This window comes from Paenibacillus marinisediminis, assembly GCF_054343325.1.
The window spans coordinates 1-18,933 of record NZ_JBTGUH010000012.1; the positions used below are offsets into that span (position 1 = coordinate 1).

The window sequence follows — 18,933 nt, forward strand, 5'->3', positions numbered from 1 at the left end:
GAATTCGCTCTTCCTCTTTCAGTCTCTTTCCCATACCGAATCATCTCCCTTATCTACAGTTTAAAACACTGTATAGGAAGACTCCAGTTTAATTAGGGGGCCTAAGAGCTCCGTACAACAACTTGTGATTTAACGCGTACTCTAAGCGGAAATGTTGCACTCTATACAACATTTCCGCCTAGAACCAACAAGACCCACAGCCACTAAGCCGCGGGTCTCTATCCATCAATCTTCCATCGCTTCAATCTGCTTCTTCACTCGTTCCGCTTCCGTCTCCATTTCCAGCCTCTGATATGCTATTTTCATCAGTCTAAGATCAGCCAGTGAAGGATTCTGAATACGTTCCAAATACGTCAGCGCCTTGCGAGGCTCTCGCTCCCCGCGGCTCTTCGTCCCGAATAGATACATATTCCCCAGCACCCTCAGCGCATGAGGATTATCCAGATCCTCCTCATACACCTCCTTCGCCCGTTCGTATTCACCGCGCAGGACGTAACGATCCCCTTCGTGCAGCCCTTTACCTCTGGAATCGTCGAATACGAGCATAGGCAGATCCTTTTCCTCCACAATCGTCAACGGTCGGGAACTGCTGATCTTGTTATCATTCTGATCATACGCCTCTACCGACCATAGATACTTCGATCCAGGATACGCGTAACCTAGAATATATGTGGAACTGATCCATTCTTTCTCGCGATCTCCGCTATAAGACGCATAGCCCCATCCCTCATGCACATACTCGCGGAGCGCAGCAATATCCAACACGATTTCAGATTCTTCATATTGATCAGGTAAAGTAAAGGACCCATTTGACCGCTTCTCCGAACCTACTTCAATCCATTGAAGCTTATAATAGGCAGTTCCAGGGTACGGTTCCCACTGCATTCTTATCGAGTCACCCGCAACACTCGTTACACCTTTCGGCGCATACAGCTTCATATTAGAATTGAACTGAACCACAACACCCTTAACAGGTTGGCCTGCCTTGACCATAAGCCCATGCGGAGACGTACCTGAGTAAGTGTACGACTTCAACTCCTTAACCGGTGCCCCAACTCCAATATCATACTTGCTCTCAGGGATATCATAGAAACGGAATTCGCCATTCTCATCAGTTAGGACCATATGATGATGCTCAGGGCGAGGCGGAGAATTCCAAGAGGTAGCATCTGTCTCTCTCAAATACACTTCCGCGCCACTCAGAGGTCGATCACCCACCATCACTTTCCCTGACAGCATAGGAGTCTTTCCCGGTTGCGGTTCACGCGAACGAAGCAGTTCTAGCTCTCCTTTCCTCCACTCATCATCATTCTGCTGCAACAGCTCTTCATACAGCGATATCGCTTTATCCCAACGATGCTGACGAGCATATAACTCAGCCAATCTATACTTGCTCATCTCAATAAACTCTGCATTCGGAAATGCTTCAATCAACTGTTCCAGCCTCGACACGATATCACCCACACTCATAATCGGACCATCACTCGAAGAATAAGAAGAATGATCTCTCCCCACATATATGAGATTATCCTCCATGGGAGTATTCATATTGTTCAATTTCAATGCTTCTCTCTGCGCATCCGCAACAGAATAGGTGCTAATATCTCCAAATGCAGTCTGATCATCCAACCGAGAAGCCCCCACAACGCCGGCGATAATTAGCCCTGCCATTAACACGATCGTCCACACCAGGTGCTTCACCTTCATCCGAATCATGGCTGCTCCCCCTTCACTAACAGCTGTTTGAGGATCAGCATCCCATCAATCTCCATATAGCTTTCTTCACGATACTCTCTAACCGTCGTAGACCTGTTCCCTGTCCCTTCTTGAAGCTTAAAGAGTATAGGCAATACCACGATCAAGATAGACAGCCCAGCCGCAGCAACCGCAATCGGGATCGGAATGCGAACCTCACGATTCCAGAACGACAACTTAGCCCTGTCAATAACCCGATCTTTATGATCTTCGGAAAATGCCAACCCGCCAACCTCTTCCTTCAACACCCTGCTCCAGTCCGAATCCTTGTTCACACATTCCACCCTCTCTCTTCCAATATAGCTTCGAGCTGTTTACGCGCTCGCGATAGCTTGCTCTTGACCGTACCTTCCGCTTCACCAAGCGCCTCTGCGATATTCGCTATGGACCAATCCCGGTAATAATGAAGCACGATGACCTCACGATATTTGTAAGGGAGCTCCTGCAAATAACTACTCATATCCATTCGCATCACAGCCGCTTCTTCCCCTGTCATTTCTTCGCGCTCACCATTCTCCACTTGTTCTCTATAAAATAGCCGCCTCCAGGAGCTCCTCCGCATCCATGCTCGACAGCGATTAATGGTAATGAGCATGACCCATGACTTCAACCGAGTAGGATCCTTCAACTGATTGATCTTGCGATATACGGTCAGGAACACTTCCTGGCTGATATCTTCAGCTTGATGGCGATCTCGGAGAAGCAGCGCGGCTGTTCGCAGCACATCATCGCCATAGGCATCCATCAACGGACGAAGCCCTTCTGGCTCACCGCGCCGGAGCCTTGCCACCCACTCCTCTTCCTCCCCCATCCCTTCACCCCCATTTTTTTCTATTATATAGATGCTTGAACATATGAGATAGGTTGCATTCTATGTATCAAAAAAAGCAGCAGACAACGGGCATTCACTCCCGCGTTCTGCTGCTCTTTTTCTATTATTATTCCACGATGAGCGGTACGACTTCGCCCGCGCGTACATCGATCAGGCCGAGGTCCGTCAACTTTAGCGACGGACTGACCGGCAGCGAGTGCGTGCTGATCGACATGATCGGGTTGTAGTGCTCATACCCGATCGACTCCATGGCCGCACGAAGCTCCTTCACATCCTGGCCGAAGGCTTCAAATGGCACTTCGGACAGGATGCCGCCTACCGGCAGCGGCACATGCTTCAGCACTTGGCCGTCGGCTACGACGCAGAAGCCGCCCTGCGTGCCGATGACGGTATTGCTTGCGAGCGCCATATCCTCTGGCGAGTGCCCGACGACGAGCAGATTGTGGTTATCGTGTGAGTAAGTCGTCGCGATGGCGCCGCGTTTGATCGTGTTGCCGGTAATCAAGCCATAGGCGCGATTGCCGTTCTTGCCGTGGCGCTCGAATGTCGCGATCAGGCCATTGCCGCTTCCCTGCCATTGCAGCTCGCCGTCACGTACCGCGACCGGGCGGTGCAGCTCCTTCGTATTGGTCGTGCCATTGACGACCTCCATCACACGGCAGCTGTACTCGCCGTCCGGCAAGCCTTCCACTTCTCGCTGCACGCGGAAGTTCGCCGGCGAAAACGTCGCAAGCTGCACGCTCTCATAGAAATGCGACGGGAACTGCTGCCCGCCATGCGTATCTATGGCTGCTTCCGCCGCATCGTATACCAGCTTGCCGCGCTTATATACAGCATCAATCGTGAACTGCTCCACATCCGTCAGTAATACAAAGTCCGCGATGCGGTTAGGCGCGATCGACCCGCGATCATCCAGTTGCATGCGGCGAGCCGACGTGTACGTCGCGGCATAGATCGCGCGCTCTGGCGACATGCCCATCTTGATCGCTTTGCGCACGAGATGGTTCAAGTGACCGTCCGCCACAAATGTGTCAGCCATCACATCATCTGTCACGAAGCAGAACAACTCGGACACATCCTGCTCAATCAGCACCTTCATAATCTCAGGACGCATCGCCTTCTCCTGGATCTCCACGAAGCAGCCGCTCCGCATCCGATCCAGCATGCTCTCCACTTCCTGCTCCGTATGGTCGGAATCAACGCCCGCGAACATGAAGCGCGCCAGGTCTAGATCCACCAGACTCTTCGGCGTATGACCTTCAATCACGACATTTGGATACGTCTTACGGAAGTGCTGCAGGATCTTCCCCGTCTTCCCGTCCGGATTGCGCAGCACATCGACCGAGTCCATAATCTCGCCGAGGCAGATGACGCGGTCCATCTTCATGAGCTCGTCCATCTCGGCGATGCCGATTTCTCCGCCCGTCGTTTCCAGCTTCGTCGCCGGCACCGAGCTCGGAATGGCGTAGAGAATGTCCGCAGGACAGCCTTCACTCGCTGCGATCATCGCTTGAACTCCCTCTAGGCCGAACACATTGGCCATCTCGTGAGGCTCGGATACGACCGTTGTCACTCCATTTTTCAAGATACCATGTGAGAATGTCTTCGGTGTAATCATCGAGCTCTCGATATGCAGATGGATATCGACCAAGCCTGGAATCATATGACGCCCTGCACCCCGCAGCACTTCAGCAGCCTCGAACGTCTCCTCCCCGCGCTGTCCGACGTAGAGGAAGCGGCCGTCCAGCACCGCAACATTGCCGTGAATAAATTGCTTCATATATACGTTATAGACGTGAACGTCTGTAATGAGCAGATCAATCTTCATGAGAGCATACTCCTTGCTGTCTATAGTCTAGAATGACAGGGGCATGAAGACGAATCCCCAGCCCCTGTTCCTTGTTCTTTATTCTTTGTTATTTTGATGTTTGAACGAGTACGATCTTCTCTTTGGCCAGCACCAGCTTAACCGCGGCTCCGTTCGCAAATGGCTGCTCCATCTCGCGGTTGACTGTAAAGTCGCCGAGCTCCGTCTGCACGACATATTGGTAGCTGCGGCCAAGGTACGTGCTGATACGAACTTGTCCAGGAATGATGTTCAAGCCAGCTGCGATCTCAGCAGCGGTCAAACCGCCGACTCCATCTGTCAGCTCGCTGTCCTCGACAACAATCAGATCGTCTGGGCGAATCGCAGCTTTCATATCGTCTGTGATCGGATGTCCGGAACGGTGATCCACTTGGAACTTATAGCCCTTTACGCTCTGTACCGCGACCAAAGATACATCCGCCTGCTTGCTCTCTATATCAACGAAGTTGTTGAACCCGATAAAGCGAGCAACGAACTCTGTCTTCGGATATTTATAAATGTTCGCAGGCGCATCCAATTGCTCGATCTCACCCTTGTTCATAATCGCGACCTTGTCCGAGATCGAGAAGCATTCCTCTTGGTCATGCGATACATATACCGTCGTGATGCCCAGCTGCTGCTGGATACGGCGAATTTCAACGCGCATATTTACACGCAGATTCGCATCCAAGTTACTAAGCGGCTCGTCGAACAGAAGCAGATCCGGTTCGATCACGAGCGCGCGCGCAATCGCCACACGCTGACGCTGTCCGCCTGACAGCTCGCCTGGGAAGCGCTTCTCGAAGCCCTGCAAGCTGACGACAGCGAGCATGTCCATGACGCGCTTCTCGATGTCAGCCTTAGCCACTTTACGCAGGCGCAAGCCGTAAGCGACATTATCGAATACGGTCATGTGCGGGAAGAGCGCGTAGCTCTGGAACACGAAGCCGAAGTTGCGCTTGTTCACCGGCACACGAGTGTAGTCCTGGCCGTCGAACATGAACTTGCCGTCCTTTGCTTCCAAGAAGCCCGCGATCAGACGCAGTGTCGTTGTCTTGCCGCAGCCACTTGGGCCGAGAAGCGAGATGAGCTCGCCCTTTTTAATATTTATGTTGAAGTTCTCTAGAATGACGTTCTTGTCATAGGCAACAGATACATTTTGCAGCGATAATAATTCCACAGTCACAGTCCCTCCGTATGTCCGCTGTTAGTTTTTCGTAAAGTAAGACAGACCCATCAAGCGTTCAATCAGTATCATCAATCCGCCCGTCATCAACATGAGGAGCACCGAGATGGCTGCAATCGTTGGATCAAAATAGTTCTCTACATACGTCAACATCTGAATCGGCAAAGTGCTGACCCCTGGCCCTGTCATAAAGACCGAGATATCCACGTTGTTGAACGATTCCAGGAAGGCAAGCAGCACACCCGCGATCAAGCCCGAGCGAATGTTAGGCAGCACGACAGTGAAGAACGTCTTCAAACGCGACGCACCCAAGCTCATGGACGCTTCCTCAATCGCATAGTCGAAGTTGGATAAGCTGGAGCCGATGACTCGAATGATGTACGGCAGCATCAGCACCACGTGTCCGACTAACAAGCTCGTGTAGATCGGAAGATTGAACTGAACAACTAAGTACTTCAACATCGTGAAGCCAAGTACGATACCTGGAATAAGCAATGGCGAGATGAAGATGTTGTTGAGCATCCCCTTCCCCTTGAAGTCCCCGCGGCTTAACGCATAAGCAGCCGGAACACCGATCAAGAGCGCTATTAGATTCCCTAGGAGCGCGACAACCATCGTAACCTTAAAGGTCTTCATAAACATTTCTACTTCAAATATGTTCTTATACCAGCGAAGAGAGAACCCTTCCGGCGGAAATTGTAATATAGCGCTATCCCCGAACGACGTCGTCATAATGATGACGAGCGGCCCGAGCAAAAAGAGAAACACGAGCCCTGCAAAGAGGCCAAGTCCGCGATTCTTTTCCTTCATGTTCGTTACCCCTTCGGATTCAATTTGCGAGCCAGCTTATTCATAAGCCCAATGATGATAAAGGTCACGACGATCAACACCGTCGCTATGATGGACGCCATCGTCCAGTCGTTCAACGTCATTGCGTTCTGGTACAGGAACGTAGACATCACTTTCTCCTTACCACCCAACAACTGCGGTGTTGTATAAGCAGTCAAGCTGCCGACGAATACAAGAATACTGCCGACGATGAGACCAGGTACGCATAATGGAACGATAATCTTCATAAAGCCTTTGAAACGTGAAGCACCTAAGCTTTCAGAAGCGCGGAGCAGGTCTCCGTCGATATTTTCCATTACCCCTACTAATGAAATAATCATGAGCGGCAGGAACAAGTGAATCAAACCGATGATCATCGCTGTTGGCGTGTACAAGATCTTGAGCGGTTCTTCAATAAGTCCAATGCCTGTCAGGGCGTTGTTAACGATCCCGTTCTTGCCAAGGATGACCATCCAGCTGAAGGAACGCACGATCGAGCTAGTCAGCATCGGGAACAGCGCGAGCATTAGCAGAATCCCTTTCACACGCGCTTTTTTACGAGAAATATAATAAGCGGTCGGGAAGCCGAGCAAAATACAAGCAACTGTCGTCACTAAGCTGACTTGGAGTGTCGTGCCTAGTATCTTCAGAATATAAGGGTCGCTTAGCAATTTAGCATAACCGCTAAACGTGAATTGACCATCTTGATAGAAAGAGGAGCCGATCGTCATCAAGATCGGAATAATCATAAATAAAGTCAGGAACAGCAGTCCCGGCAGCATCAGCAGCCATAAATACACTTTCTTCATCTTTGACCTTCTCCTGTTGTCAGAATGTCTGTATTAACTATTGGCGAATTAGTCCCACGAACAGCTTCAGGAATCGTTCGTGATCTACGTCTAGGCATACCTTGACGTTTGGTGTGTGTCCCAGTCGATTCTGGATATCGCACACCGTCTGCCCATCGCACAGTGAACTCGATGTCTCCACGTCAACGTGCAGCAGCTTCGTTTCTACTAGCGTAGGATCTATCGCAACTCCTACCGCAAGCGGATCATGCAGCGCGCAAGCTGCAACTCCGTTTCGTTCTTCATAGCGGGTCATATAGTCCTTCATACACTGACGCACCACTGGTCCAAGCTCCGTCGAATCGAGCTCTTGCAGATGTGCTTCGTAGAGCAGCGCTTTGCGCGTCACATCCAGACCGACCAAAGTCAGATCGAATCCAGCCTGCAGCACGACGCGCGCCGCTTCGGGATCAACGTAGATGTTATACTCTGCTGTCGGTGTCACGTTGCCATAAGTGAGGAGCGCCCCACCCATAACGACGACACGCTTGACCAGCCGCGGCAGCTCCGGACACAGCCGATAAGCCAGCGCCAGATTCGTGAGCGGCGCTGTCATGATCAACTCCAGCTCTCCTGCGTGCAGCTTCGCTTGCTCCACGATAAATGCAGCCGCATGCCGATCTCTCGGCTCCATCGGCGGAAGCTCCAGGTCGCGAAGCGCGCCTCCGAGACCATCACGGCCGTGCACGTGATGCTCGAAGAAGTGCGGGCGCAGCAGCGGGCGATCGGCTCCCATCACAACCGGGATTGTGCGAGCGTATTCCGTATTCAGTGCATGAAGCACTTTGCGCGTATTCAGCGTCGCTTGTTCGAGCGACACATTGCCATTCACTGTCGTAATGCCGACAAGGTTAAACCTCTCATGCTTAACTGCCATCATAATGGCAAGAGCGTCATCCACTCCTGTGTCTACATCCATCAGCACAGGGACTCTCGATGTGTGTACCATCTGGCGTATTCCCTCCTGATATTCATTTCCTATAACTGCCTAGCAGCCATAGGTTTCAGATTGCGCTGTTCGATGTATCGAACTTAATGCCGAATGAAAGGGAGGGTCGCATAGCGCCGCCCTCCCGACAATCATTCATCGTATCTATAATGCTGTAAGAAGTTCTACTCCAATTCGCGGTTCCAACGATCGATCCAGCCGCTCATTTGCTTGTTCACGAAGCTCAAGTCCATCGTTTTCAGATTTTCAATTGTATCTGCGCCGTACGTCAAGCCTTCCGCTTGTTCAGGTGTCAGCTCTACGTTCTTGTTGGCTGGAGAGTCAACGCGATCAAGCGCGTTAGCCTTTTGAACTTCTTCGCTGAGAATCCAGTTGATGAATTCCTCTGCCAGCTCTTTGTTCTCCGAACCCTTAACCACGTTCACTGTATTCATAAGCGCATAAGCGCCTTCTTTAGGAGTAATGAATTTCGCAGTTGGAACTGCTTCTTTAATGCTGCCCAGGAACGTATCCTGCAGTGGAGCAATTTCGATCTCGCCCTGCGCAAACATGTTTGCTACATCCGCAGTCTTCGTATAGTACTTCACAACGCCTGGATTAATATCCTTCAGCGCCTTGAATGCGGCATCAGCGTTCATATCTGTGCTGCCCTCATGCTTAGCAGCGATGTCCATCAGCATCGGTCCGCTCGTGATCGTGATGTTAGGCAGTGCAATCTTGTTCTGGAATTCCGGATTCCACATATCATTCCATGATTCAACAGGTGTCTTCACTTTGCTCTCGTCTACAACTAGACCCAATTGAGCGACAGTGAATGCTGGACCCCAATCTTCACCCAGCGGCGCTTTCGCGATATCGTACAGTTGATCCACGTTAGGAATGTTGCCGCGGTCAATCTTCTCGAACAAACCCTCTTCGATACCTTGGAGTGAGTAGTAGTCGGACAAGTAGATTACATCAACCTTCGAGCTGCCTTGACGAATCTTATTAAGACGATCCGAGTTGTTGCCGATCTCCGTAACAATCTTCACGTTATGTGCTTTCTCAAATGGTTCGTACACATTCTTCTTCATAGCATCTTCTGCAAATCCCCATGTCGAGACGACTAATTCAGTCGGTTTATCGCCCTTGCTTTCGCCGCCGCTTGAGCAAGCTGTAAGTATAGTTCCCAGAGCAAGCACTGCTGCCATTACCGATGCTAACTTTTTCATAAGAAATGATGTCCCCCTAGTTGCTGTGCTAAATATAAAGTCGTTGTGCGTTCCAACAGTGATCACTATAGCATAGTACGAAAAATCACACAACCCTAATTACGAACATTTTTATTTATATATTGTTTATAGTTCGTATTTTACAATTATTTCGATATATTTCGTCAAATAACAAACTAATTATATATCCATTTCCTTACATTCAAAAAATGGACAAAAAAAGCGCTGCGGCTGCTAGTTCAGCCACAACGCTTCAACTTATTTCAATTCATTTCAATTAATGTCCGCCGCCCATCATGAAATAACGAGCGAGTACGAGTACAAACAAGATCCACATCAACCAGTGAATTTTATATTTTTGTTCACCCTTGCCAAAAGTGTTTGCAACAAATGCAAGCACAACATAAGCCAAGATACCGAAAGAAATACCGTTTGCAATGCTGTAAGTGAAAGGCATGAAAGCAACTGTCAAGAATGCTGGAATACCTACTACCAGATCTTTAAAGTCGATTTCAGATACGGACTGCATCATCAACACGCCAACAACGATCAACGCCGCTGATGTTGCAGCTGTAGGGATAAGCGCTACAAGTGGAGCCAAGAACAGAGAGAGCAAGAAACATACGCCTGTTGTTACAGCCGTCAGACCTGTACGACCGCCTTCAGCAATACCTGCTGTACTCTCTACGAATGCCGTTGTTGTAGAAGTACCCAACATTGCTCCGCCGCTGACAGCGATGGAGTCAACGAGCATAGCCTTACCTACTTTTTGCTTACCTTTTTCCGGATCCTTCATGAAGCCGGCACGGTTAGCCGTACCGATCAAAGTACCGAATGTATCGAACAATTCAACGAAAGTAAACGTCAAGATGATGGAGACGATACCCACATCCATGATGCCGGCAAAGTCGAATTCAAAGAAATTCAATTGTGACAAGTCTGGAATCCAAGGCGTCTTTGAAACATCGCTCAAGCTATCGAACGTGACAACGCCCATGAAGATACCGATGACGGAAGTTCCCAAGATACCAAACAGGATAGCACCAGGCACTCTCAACACCATCAAGATGGAGATAAGCGCCAATCCGATAATTGTAAGCAATACTGTCTTATCCGTGAAGCTTCCCATACCGAAAACAGACTCAAAGCCGAGAAGCGAAGTAAATGTATCTGCTGGAACATCATTAAGGGTTTGAACTGAAACTGAAAGCAATCCGCTGTTCTTCAAACCAACGATCGCGATGAACAAACCGATACCTACTGTAATAGCATGTTTCAAGCTGTCTGGAACAGCGTCTATAAGTTTCTGACGTACATTCGTTATCGTTAATAATAAGAAGATTAGACCTGAAATGAATACCGCTGTTAAAGCCATTTGCCAAGTAATCGGTTGATCCGTTGCCGCTGTCGAGATCACGACGGAAGCAAAGTAAGCGTTCAAGCCCATACCAGGCGCAAGAGCTACAGGGAAGTTAACGAAGAGACCCATAGCAATTGTAAAAATACCTGCTGCGATCGCAGTAGCCAAAAATACCGGATACCATTCCATTCCTGTCTTGCCGAATGCAGTTAACGTATCTGGGTTCACTGCCAAGATGTAAGCCATCGTCATGAACGTCGTAATACCTGCCATAATTTCCGTTCTGATCGTTGACCCTTGCTCCTTGATTTTGAAGAAGCGATCCATGATTGTTACATCCTCCCCATGTGATTCTCTTATATGATGTATCCCATAACAACAAAAATAGCCCTGGGGCTCTTGCTCCCGGGCTACTGCAGACGATGAACGATCAAACGGCGCTATTCCCTATAGATAGGGCGCATCCTAATGCTGACATCCTGACGATAACTAGATGTCCGTCCATCCTCTCGTAGCCAGGTCATTTACGGTGACCTCGTAGAGACTCTCAGGCCGATTCCCGAGATTATACAAGAAGAATTCGTTTTTGTTGTACATCATCATTTTAGGGTCAGGAACACCCTTTGTCAACCCTATTCACGAATATTAATTTAATTAACTTTTTCGAATGTTCGTCATTTACGGTTATTTAACATTCGGTCTTTTCTATAACAATAGTCACATTAAACAAAAAGATCCCGGCTCATGTCAGCGGCGGGATCGTTACATAATGTTCGGCATATTAGCTTGATAACCTCATCTTCCCTTTAGTTTTCAACGAGTGGCGCATTACAATATCGGCTGCCTTAAGACGAAGCTCTGCGTTATCGGAATCCAGCATTTCTTGAAGCACATGCACCGCTTTGCCTTGCAGCCCTTCTATTTCATTCTTACTCGTATCCACTCGTTTCAATGAGCGGAGGGAAGCATACTTCCAATGCTCCTTCGCCTCACGGCTAATTACCTTTTGATCCATCATAGCTAATGTTTCCAGTGCGTACCAATCCACTTGAATCGTACCCCTTCCATTATGGTCCTATTATTCCCTCGCTGTTTCCACCTCTGTTGCTGGCAGAGTATTCTCCTCCACGCTATCGTTGCGAGATCCCGATGCGTTAATTGTTGGTTCTGCGTCTGTGTCCGTATCATCGAACCAAGGCTCATCAATCTCAAAGCCGGATGAGATCAAGTAGTACCAGTTGCCCTCTGATTCCGGAGTCAACATTTCCATTTCCAGCAATTCCTCTATTAGTGCCCGATACTTCTCGTGCCATTCCGCAATCTTCTCCTCCGTCATCTTCACCTGAATCTGTACGGTTAGCCGCGGCCAAGTCGATCTATCCGCTGATTTGATGGCGAAGGCCCGCTCTGGAGCCATGATCGCTCTCATACGCGCTCGTTCGAGCGCATGAATGGTCGACTCTCGTAAGTATCCTCCGAATTCATCCGCATTCGGCATCAGGTGCGGCGCGGGTACAAATCCTCTTGCTACCGATCGGTAAAACTTTTGGATAATCCCATTCTTCACTTCGTTCTTCACGACTGCGATGAGACCATTTCTCTCTAGCTCATTCAGATGGTAATGAATCTTAGCTCGCGGTATATCCAATTCCTGCGAAAGCTGTTGCCCCGTATAGGATTTCGCTATAAGCAAGCTGACAATGCGGCAGCGTAATGGATCACTAAGTGATTTGAGTTGATCATAATGCTCAAGAGTCATGAACTGTACCTGTTTCATTTAGTTACACATCCTTGTAAAATTTACACTGTCAACTTTATTTACTCATATAATATTATCGGACGGTATAATTTGTCAATTACTTTTTAGTAAATTTTTGGATATTATTTTGAGTGGCACGTCCTTCAGCATAAAGAGGCTGGTCTGATGGTGGCCCCCATCAGTGCAGCCTCTTTATACATATGCTGTATGCTATTTACGGAACTGTTGGTTCACCCATCTTCATGCGCCTTAGATCAGCACATTTGGGGTTCAAGTGGACCGTAGGGACGCTATTTCTGCGAAAAGGGGGCAATCCTGTGGGTTTGCGGACACAGGAGACGCTATTGGAAGCAAAACGAGCCATTTCAGGCCAATTGTTCACAAATAGCGGAACCACGGTCCGCTCGGTCAGCAAAATGTCCGACTTTCGGGCAAATAACGGCCTGTGGGTCCGCTACCGCTACTAGTGTTAATGTGATACATGGGATCAAGCTCGTGATGGTCACGTTTGCACTAGTAGCGGACCGTAGGGTGATCTAATAGAGACTCTACTTCTACACCTTAAGCTCCTCTTGCAGCTACTCGTTTTTCTTCTTCGTAGTTTGCTCGTCATCGGATTCTCCGAAGTCTTCGTATACGATAAAACTAATATGGCAGTGTTTTCGCTGTATTAGGATCAACATTCAAATCCGCTACAACCGCCTGGCTTCCCTTACCTTTTTCATAGTCATGGCAACCACATGAATCTTCGAATAAGTTGAATGCAAATGACTTGCTTGTTCTACAGGTGCAACACTCAGTTTATCGTTAAATTCAACTAATGCTTGAAAGGTATCATCTAGCTAGTTCTACCGTTTTAAAAGACTTTTTAAGGTTTCAAGTAATTTTGAAGTCACCAATTGGCAGGATATTGAAGCAAAATAGATAAATAAACGTAAAAAAGAGCAACCTTTAAAGGCTGCTCTTTTGGAATTTCCTTAGGGATGAAAAGAGTTCATTTTCTTTAGTTACTGCAACTTATGACTTTGAGACGGCCCCTCTCATCAATGATCAGTAACTAATCGAACCTGTTGGGTATAACGTCGTTCCACCAATCGAAACTCTGATATTGCTGGATAATGGAACATTCATTTCATGAATCACGGTTCTCCACCAATCCCACGCAAGACCTGTACATTCTTTGGCGTAAATATTGATGTTCTTAGAGTTCGGCGGAAGTGGAATTTCTGTCGAGAAATGTGCTGTTTTATCTCGGCCATTTCCTTCCCACGTTTTGTGCGTAATGATTTCTTGCCCATTAGCATCATACGTAAATTCATCCCAAGATACGTCAAACTGAGCTACGTACGCTCCATAATGATCAAGCGTTATTTTACCCTTCGTATATTCAGTCGTTTTGGTCTCTACATATTCCGTATTGTTGTGTACAGCAGCAATAGAATTATCTTTCAAGAAGACACTGGTGTATGAAATAGGATAAGCTGGATTCTTGCTGCTAAACTGTGCATTGTCCTTAATTACATTTTGAATAACACTAAAGTCTTTCGTAACGACCTGATTATGTGCCTGCGCATCGCCGCCTAATACAACAGCCGTAAACGAACTTTCATCATAAATATCTTTGTATTGTCCGCTAGATTGAACGTTGGCATCTTTGAGCAATGCTTTAAAAGCAGCTTGGACATCATTACTCTTCGAAGTTGTCTCCAATTTCACGTAAATGGTTCTGCCGTAAGCTACGTTGGATACCATAAGTGGCGGAGCCTCATTACTTACCCCTTTACGGGTTAATTCAGCAAACGTCACACTGTCATCAAAAAGATCCGATGGATTATTAGGAAGCGCTGCACTCACGGTATAAAAGATTTGCTTATAAGCAGCGACCATCACTTTTTTCTCGCCGCTGGCTACTGCGTTAAAGTCAATTCCAAGTGTATTGTTAAGCACTTGAGCATTCACATTCAGAGCACTAGCAATTTGATTTTTGCTATAAACCATCGATTCTGCATACTGTAATCTTGCAGGCAGAGTGTGCGTGTCCGAATATTTGTCAGTCCAAGTCGACACCAACTGATCAACGGCACCAGAAACCGTGCTGAAATTTGGATTTTGAACCGTAATTGTATTTTCACTCTTCAACCCTGGTAGATCAATGCTAATATCAATTGGTTTTCTCGCAGCCATCACCAGACTAGGCTGATTATTCGCAAAATCTTCATTTGCAAGCTGGATTGCACCAGGATACGTGCGATTCGTGATCGAATCAATAATGGAAATATCTACAGGTGAGGTTGTGAGTGATTTTTTATCCCGTTCCACCACAATAAACTTACCATTGGATAAGGTGCCTTCTTTGGGCACAAAACTACTGATTTGATCGCCATTGACGGCCAAAACTTCATGACGATTGTAATTCAGACCTGCGATCCCAGTATCAATATCATTTGGTACGTACGCCTCAGCAAATGACATACTGGAGAAAGTGAATACGCTTACACTGACTAACAGACTACATAACCATTTCGCTCTTTTAACACGTTTTTGAGTTGTCATACATAATCCCCTCCTTTTTAGTAAAGCAGTAGGATCCTACACTATATATATCGGTTTTTTTGTAGAAAAGTTGATATGTTTGTAGCAAAAAAATACCATGAGGGCTACATTCTGTTTCACTCTGCAACACAAAAGAGGCTGTCCCTAAAAGAACAGTCCTCATAATATCGTATTCAGATTATCATTGAACAGGTGGCCCTGCTTTTCTGCTGCCCATACGTTAGAACTCAACTTATCAGCTATACTTTGTGGAATATCAATTTTCTTTTCTTGTTCCTCCTGCTCGACACACGGTTAAATGCTGGACTTTCGGGCAAATAACGGCCTGTGTGTCCGCTACCGCTGTTAGTGCAAATGTGATACACGGGATCGAGCTCGTGATAGTCACGTTTGCGCTCGATGCGGACCGTAGGGACGCTATTTCTGCGATTACGGGGCGATCCGGTGGGTTTGCGGACACAGGAGACGCTATTTGCAGCAAAACGAGCCATTTCAGGTCGATTTGTCACAAATAGCGGATCCTCGGTCCGCTTGGCCGGCAAAATGCCCTACTTTCGGGCAAATAGCGGCCCGTGGGTCCACTACCGCTATTTGAAGCCGCACCTATTTCCACTAGTCCGAGTCACACTGTTCACGCGCAAAAAAAGGGCTCGCCCCTCAAGTAGAACAATCTACTCAAGGGAAAGCCCTCTATACTAGCCTTCTATTCCCACTCGCTCATTTAGAGGTCACGGGCTAAATTAAACATCAGTATATTGTTCAATTACATAGAACCAATGATTTAGAATTTGTTTGCCACCTAAATAATGAAACTTAGTCTTGTTTGAAGCAATTTCAATTTGTCTCCCCTCATTGTTACTCTTTAACCTTACCATTCATAAACATCAGGCAAAATACCGTGATATATAGAAATAGCGGAATATATGCCGATTTATAACTGAACATATCAGTAAACACGACTCCAAGCGTAGCACCTACTATAAAAAATCCAATTATTCCATAAAGCGCTAAACTCAAATTTAATAGTCTGCATTCCTTTTTTGCAAAAAATAAAAACAATTGCTCTGTTGCTGTTCTAAGGTTTCCTGTACAAAATGTTGTTGCTAAAGTATTGCCACCTATTTTTTTAAAAGTTTGAAGTTGTAGTGCAGTAATAAATGACAGGGACGCAGCAACAAATGCGTTCATGTGATCGGCTGGTATATTGGATATCATGAACACAATTAATATTTCTATAAAAATGACTAATTGTCTCCAATGTAAAATTTTGCTGTTTGAAAATTTTAATTTCATAAACACTGCTACGCCTATTCCCACAGCAAACACTATAACAGGAAACAAATAGCCTGAAGCCTTATTATAATTATGTTCAATCATATTCATCGCAAAAAATATCATGTTACCTGTTTGTGCATAAGCAAAAGCATGACCATGCACGATATAAGTATATGCTTCTATGAATCCACCGCAAATAGCAAGTATTGCGCCTAATAAATATGATTCCGACATCTGCAATTTTTGCTCCACAAAAGCACCTCCTTATCGCAATTTTAGAAAATATCATTAGTTTCGAATTATCAATTCCCATAAAGATTTCAATCATAAGCAATGCACCTAACTTGAAACCATATGTAAAATTGGAGTAGCGAGAAGTGCCTTCGATTCCAGACTGAGCTTCAGAGTATTTCTCAAAAAGCTCTTTTTCATTTTCATCTATCAAAGCCATCAATTTATCCAAATTCACATTTTTTAGGTGAGCAGCTTCAACAAATGCTGAATCCCGTTTGTAATATCTCACATCTAGGCGGATATTTCTGTGATAAAGTTCTTTTAAATTTTTGGCATACTATAATCTTCTGCCTTTAACACACACATCTAATTTGTCAAACCTATTCACGTAAAAAGAGCTAACCGATTACTTAAAATCGGTTAGCTCTTTTTATATGGATTTTCAATCAGTTGTTTCCAAAACGTTGCCACAATGAAAACAAGGTCAAAAGTCCTTTATTTTCAAGGGTTCGCTCCGTTTCATAAATTATTCCCACTCGATCGTTGCCGGCGGCTTGGAAGTGATATCGTAAACGACGCGGTTTACATTCTCAACTTCGTTGACGATGCGCACGGAGATCTTCTCAAGGATATCCCAAGGAATGCGCGCCCAGTCCGCTGTCATGCCGTCGATCGAAGTAACCGCGCGAATACCTACAGTGTAGGAATACGTGCGCGCGTCACCCATAACGCCGACGCTCTTCATATCAGGCAGCGCTGTGAAGTACTGCCAGATCTCATTGTCGAGGCCAGCTTTCGCAATCTCGTCACGAAGGATCGCATCGGATTCACGCACGATCACGAGCTTGTCCTCTGTCACTTCGCCCAGAACGCGAATCGCGAGACCTGGACCAGGGAACGGTTGACGCCATACGATCGCACGCGGCAAGCCGAGCTCTTCGCCGACTTTACGCACTTCGTCCTTGAACAATGTGTTCAGCGGCTCAATCAAGCTGAACTTCATATCTTCAGGCAATCCGCCTACGTTGTGGTGCGACTTGATCGTTTGCGCTGTCGCAGTTCCGCTCTCTACGATATCCGTGTACAGCGTGCCTTGCGCTAGGAAGTCGAAGTCGCCCAGCTTCGCGGATTCCTCATCGAAGCAGTAGATGAACTCGTTGCCGATAATCTTGCGCTTCTTCTCTGGGTCAGAGACGCCAGCAAGCTTACCAAGGAAGCGTTCACGAGCATCGATCTTCACGACATGCATATCGAACTTGCCAACGAACGTCTCCATAACGCCCTCTGCTTCATCCTTGCGGAGCAGACCGTGGTCGATAAACATACATGTCAATTGATCGCCGATCGCTTTATGAATAAGCATTGCGACTACAGAAGAATCTACGCCGCCGCTCAAAGCGCACAGCACTTTGCGGTCGCCTACTGTAGCGCGGATCTCAGCGATTTTATCCTCGATGAAGGATTCCATTGTCCAGTCGCCCTGACATTTACAGACGTCGAACAGGAAGTTGCTGATCATCTCATTACCTTTTACAGAATGGCGCACTTCTGGATGGAATTGAACTGCGTAGAATTGCTTCTCAGGATGGCTGATCGCAGCAATAGGAGCATGCTCTGTGCTCGCATCAATCTGGAATCCTGTCGGCAGCTCAACTACCAAGTCGCCGTGGCTCATCCATACCGTTTGACTCGCTTCCAGACCTTTGATCAGACTGCAGTTCTCTTTAAATACAACGTCAGACTTTCCGTACTCGCGCTTGCCCGCACGTTGTACTTTGCCTTCCATTTGGTGAGACATTAACTGCATACCGTAGCAAATACCGAAGATCGGCAGGCCAAGGTCGTATATGGCCGGATCCACATGAGGAGCGCCCTCCTCGTATACGCTGGAAGGTCCGCCAGAGAATACGATCCCTTTCGGATTCATTTCCTTAATCTTTTCTACAGGCGTGTTATATGCGATCAACTCGCTGTATACACCCAAATCGCGAATACGGCGTGCAATCAATTGATTGTATTGTCCACCAAAATCGAGAACGACAATCATCTCGTGATGCTTACTCATTAGCGACGTGCCTCCTTAGGAATGTTTATAAATATAAAAGAAAAACTTCGAATCGAAGTCTTACTAACGTGAATATGTCCTCAACTCAAGGACAAAAGTGCATGAATACCTTAAAAGTTATACATTATGATATATTAATCAATTGACGGTCTGCCGTCAATGAAACAGCATGGATGAACAGTCAACTTTTGTACAGTGCCACAGCTTGTCCACATTCGGCAGCACCTGCCGC

Annotated in this window: 15 protein-coding genes, 1 pseudogene and 1 riboswitch; all 16 genes and pseudogenes read right to left on the reverse strand. The window is 47.0% G+C overall.

The window, feature by feature from the left end; translation table 11 throughout:
• Positions 1–225: 225 nt before the first annotated feature.
• On the reverse strand, positions 226–1,716 hold the full coding sequence (locus tag ACXX53_RS19750; protein ID WP_458570408.1) for a hypothetical protein: 1,491 nt from the start codon (positions 1,714–1,716) through the stop codon (positions 226–228).
• Complete coding sequence (locus ACXX53_RS19755; RefSeq protein WP_458570409.1) at positions 1,713–2,030, reverse strand: hypothetical protein; 318 nt, start codon at positions 2,028–2,030, stop codon at positions 1,713–1,715. Before ACXX53_RS19755 ends, ACXX53_RS19750 begins: the two co-directional genes overlap by 4 nt.
• Positions 2,027–2,566 (reverse strand): RNA polymerase sigma factor, encoded by a 540-nt coding sequence (locus ACXX53_RS19760; protein ID WP_458570410.1) that lies wholly within the window; start codon positions 2,564–2,566, stop codon positions 2,027–2,029. The genes ACXX53_RS19755 and ACXX53_RS19760 overlap by 4 nt, the downstream gene beginning before the upstream one ends.
• Before the next feature lie 127 nt (positions 2,567–2,693).
• Complete coding sequence (locus tag ACXX53_RS19765) at positions 2,694–4,415, reverse strand: adenine deaminase (RefSeq protein ID WP_458570411.1); 1,722 nt, start codon at positions 4,413–4,415, stop codon at positions 2,694–2,696.
• Between the two features lie 88 nt (positions 4,416–4,503).
• Entirely contained in the window at positions 4,504–5,613 is a 1,110-nt protein-coding gene (locus ACXX53_RS19770) for an ABC transporter ATP-binding protein (RefSeq protein WP_458570412.1), read from the reverse strand.
• A 27-nt stretch (positions 5,614–5,640) separates the two neighbouring features.
• Positions 5,641–6,429, reverse strand: coding sequence for an ABC transporter permease (locus tag ACXX53_RS19775; RefSeq protein WP_458570413.1), 789 nt, complete (start codon positions 6,427–6,429; stop codon positions 5,641–5,643).
• Positions 6,430–6,434: 5 nt separating this feature from the next.
• Positions 6,435–7,256: an ABC transporter permease gene (locus tag ACXX53_RS19780; protein ID WP_458570414.1), complete on the reverse strand. Its 822-nt coding sequence runs from the start codon at positions 7,254–7,256 to the stop codon at positions 6,435–6,437.
• Positions 7,257–7,293: 37 nt separating this feature from the next.
• Positions 7,294–8,244 (reverse strand): nucleoside hydrolase, encoded by a 951-nt coding sequence (locus ACXX53_RS19785; RefSeq protein ID WP_458570415.1) that lies wholly within the window; start codon positions 8,242–8,244, stop codon positions 7,294–7,296.
• Positions 8,245–8,408: 164 nt separating this feature from the next.
• Positions 8,409–9,455, reverse strand: a complete 1,047-nt coding sequence (locus ACXX53_RS19790; protein WP_458570416.1) for an ABC transporter substrate-binding protein — start codon at positions 9,453–9,455, stop codon at positions 8,409–8,411.
• Positions 9,456–9,732: 277 nt separating this feature from the next.
• Positions 9,733–11,142 (reverse strand): NCS2 family permease, encoded by a 1,410-nt coding sequence (locus tag ACXX53_RS19795; RefSeq protein ID WP_458570417.1) that lies wholly within the window; start codon positions 11,140–11,142, stop codon positions 9,733–9,735.
• Between the two features lie 165 nt (positions 11,143–11,307).
• Positions 11,308–11,408: riboswitch (purine riboswitch) on the reverse strand.
• 188 nt (positions 11,409–11,596) lie between these two features.
• Positions 11,597–11,863 (reverse strand): hypothetical protein, encoded by a 267-nt coding sequence (locus tag ACXX53_RS19800; RefSeq protein ID WP_458570418.1) that lies wholly within the window; start codon positions 11,861–11,863, stop codon positions 11,597–11,599.
• 30 nt (positions 11,864–11,893) lie between these two features.
• Positions 11,894–12,592, reverse strand: a complete 699-nt coding sequence (locus ACXX53_RS19805) for an ArsR/SmtB family transcription factor (protein ID WP_458570419.1) — start codon at positions 12,590–12,592, stop codon at positions 11,894–11,896.
• A gap of 1,032 nt (positions 12,593–13,624) precedes the next feature.
• Positions 13,625–15,127, reverse strand: a complete 1,503-nt coding sequence (locus ACXX53_RS19810; protein ID WP_458570420.1) for a thiol-activated cytolysin family protein — start codon at positions 15,125–15,127, stop codon at positions 13,625–13,627.
• An 855-nt stretch (positions 15,128–15,982) separates the two neighbouring features.
• Complete coding sequence (locus ACXX53_RS19815) at positions 15,983–16,654, reverse strand: YoaK family protein (RefSeq protein WP_458570421.1); 672 nt, start codon at positions 16,652–16,654, stop codon at positions 15,983–15,985.
• Between the two features lie 76 nt (positions 16,655–16,730).
• A pseudogene (locus ACXX53_RS19820) lies at positions 16,731–16,949 on the reverse strand (DUF6809 family protein); the annotation flags it as partial.
• A gap of 213 nt (positions 16,950–17,162) precedes the next feature.
• A complete protein-coding gene (gene guaA / locus ACXX53_RS19825) occupies positions 17,163–18,701 on the reverse strand; it encodes a glutamine-hydrolyzing GMP synthase (protein ID WP_458570422.1) in 1,539 nt (512 codons plus the stop codon).
• Positions 18,702–18,933: the final 232 nt, after the last annotated feature.

Excerpts from the sequence above, each read along its gene's own strand:
- ACXX53_RS19750 (WP_458570408.1), bottom strand. The coding sequence starts at position 1,716 with ATGATTCGGATGAAGGTGAAGCACCTGGTGTGGACGATCGTGTTAATG.
- ACXX53_RS19760 (WP_458570410.1), bottom strand. The coding sequence starts at position 2,566 with ATGGGGGAGGAAGAGGAGTGGGTGGCAAGGCTCCGGCGCGGTGAGCCA.
- ACXX53_RS19765 (WP_458570411.1), bottom strand. The coding sequence starts at position 4,415 with ATGAAGATTGATCTGCTCATTACAGACGTTCACGTCTATAACGTATAT.
- ACXX53_RS19775 (WP_458570413.1), bottom strand. The coding sequence starts at position 6,429 with ATGAAGGAAAAGAATCGCGGACTTGGCCTCTTTGCAGGGCTCGTGTTT.
- ACXX53_RS19780 (WP_458570414.1), bottom strand. The coding sequence starts at position 7,256 with ATGAAGAAAGTGTATTTATGGCTGCTGATGCTGCCGGGACTGCTGTTC.
- ACXX53_RS19785 (WP_458570415.1), bottom strand. The coding sequence starts at position 8,244 with ATGGTACACACATCGAGAGTCCCTGTGCTGATGGATGTAGACACAGGA.
- ACXX53_RS19790 (WP_458570416.1), bottom strand. The coding sequence starts at position 9,455 with ATGAAAAAGTTAGCATCGGTAATGGCAGCAGTGCTTGCTCTGGGAACT.
- ACXX53_RS19795 (WP_458570417.1), bottom strand. The coding sequence starts at position 11,142 with ATGGATCGCTTCTTCAAAATCAAGGAGCAAGGGTCAACGATCAGAACG.
- ACXX53_RS19805 (WP_458570419.1), bottom strand. The coding sequence starts at position 12,592 with ATGAAACAGGTACAGTTCATGACTCTTGAGCATTATGATCAACTCAAA.
- ACXX53_RS19810 (WP_458570420.1), bottom strand. The coding sequence starts at position 15,127 with ATGACAACTCAAAAACGTGTTAAAAGAGCGAAATGGTTATGTAGTCTG.
- guaA (WP_458570422.1), bottom strand. The coding sequence starts at position 18,701 with ATGAGTAAGCATCACGAGATGATTGTCGTTCTCGATTTTGGTGGACAA.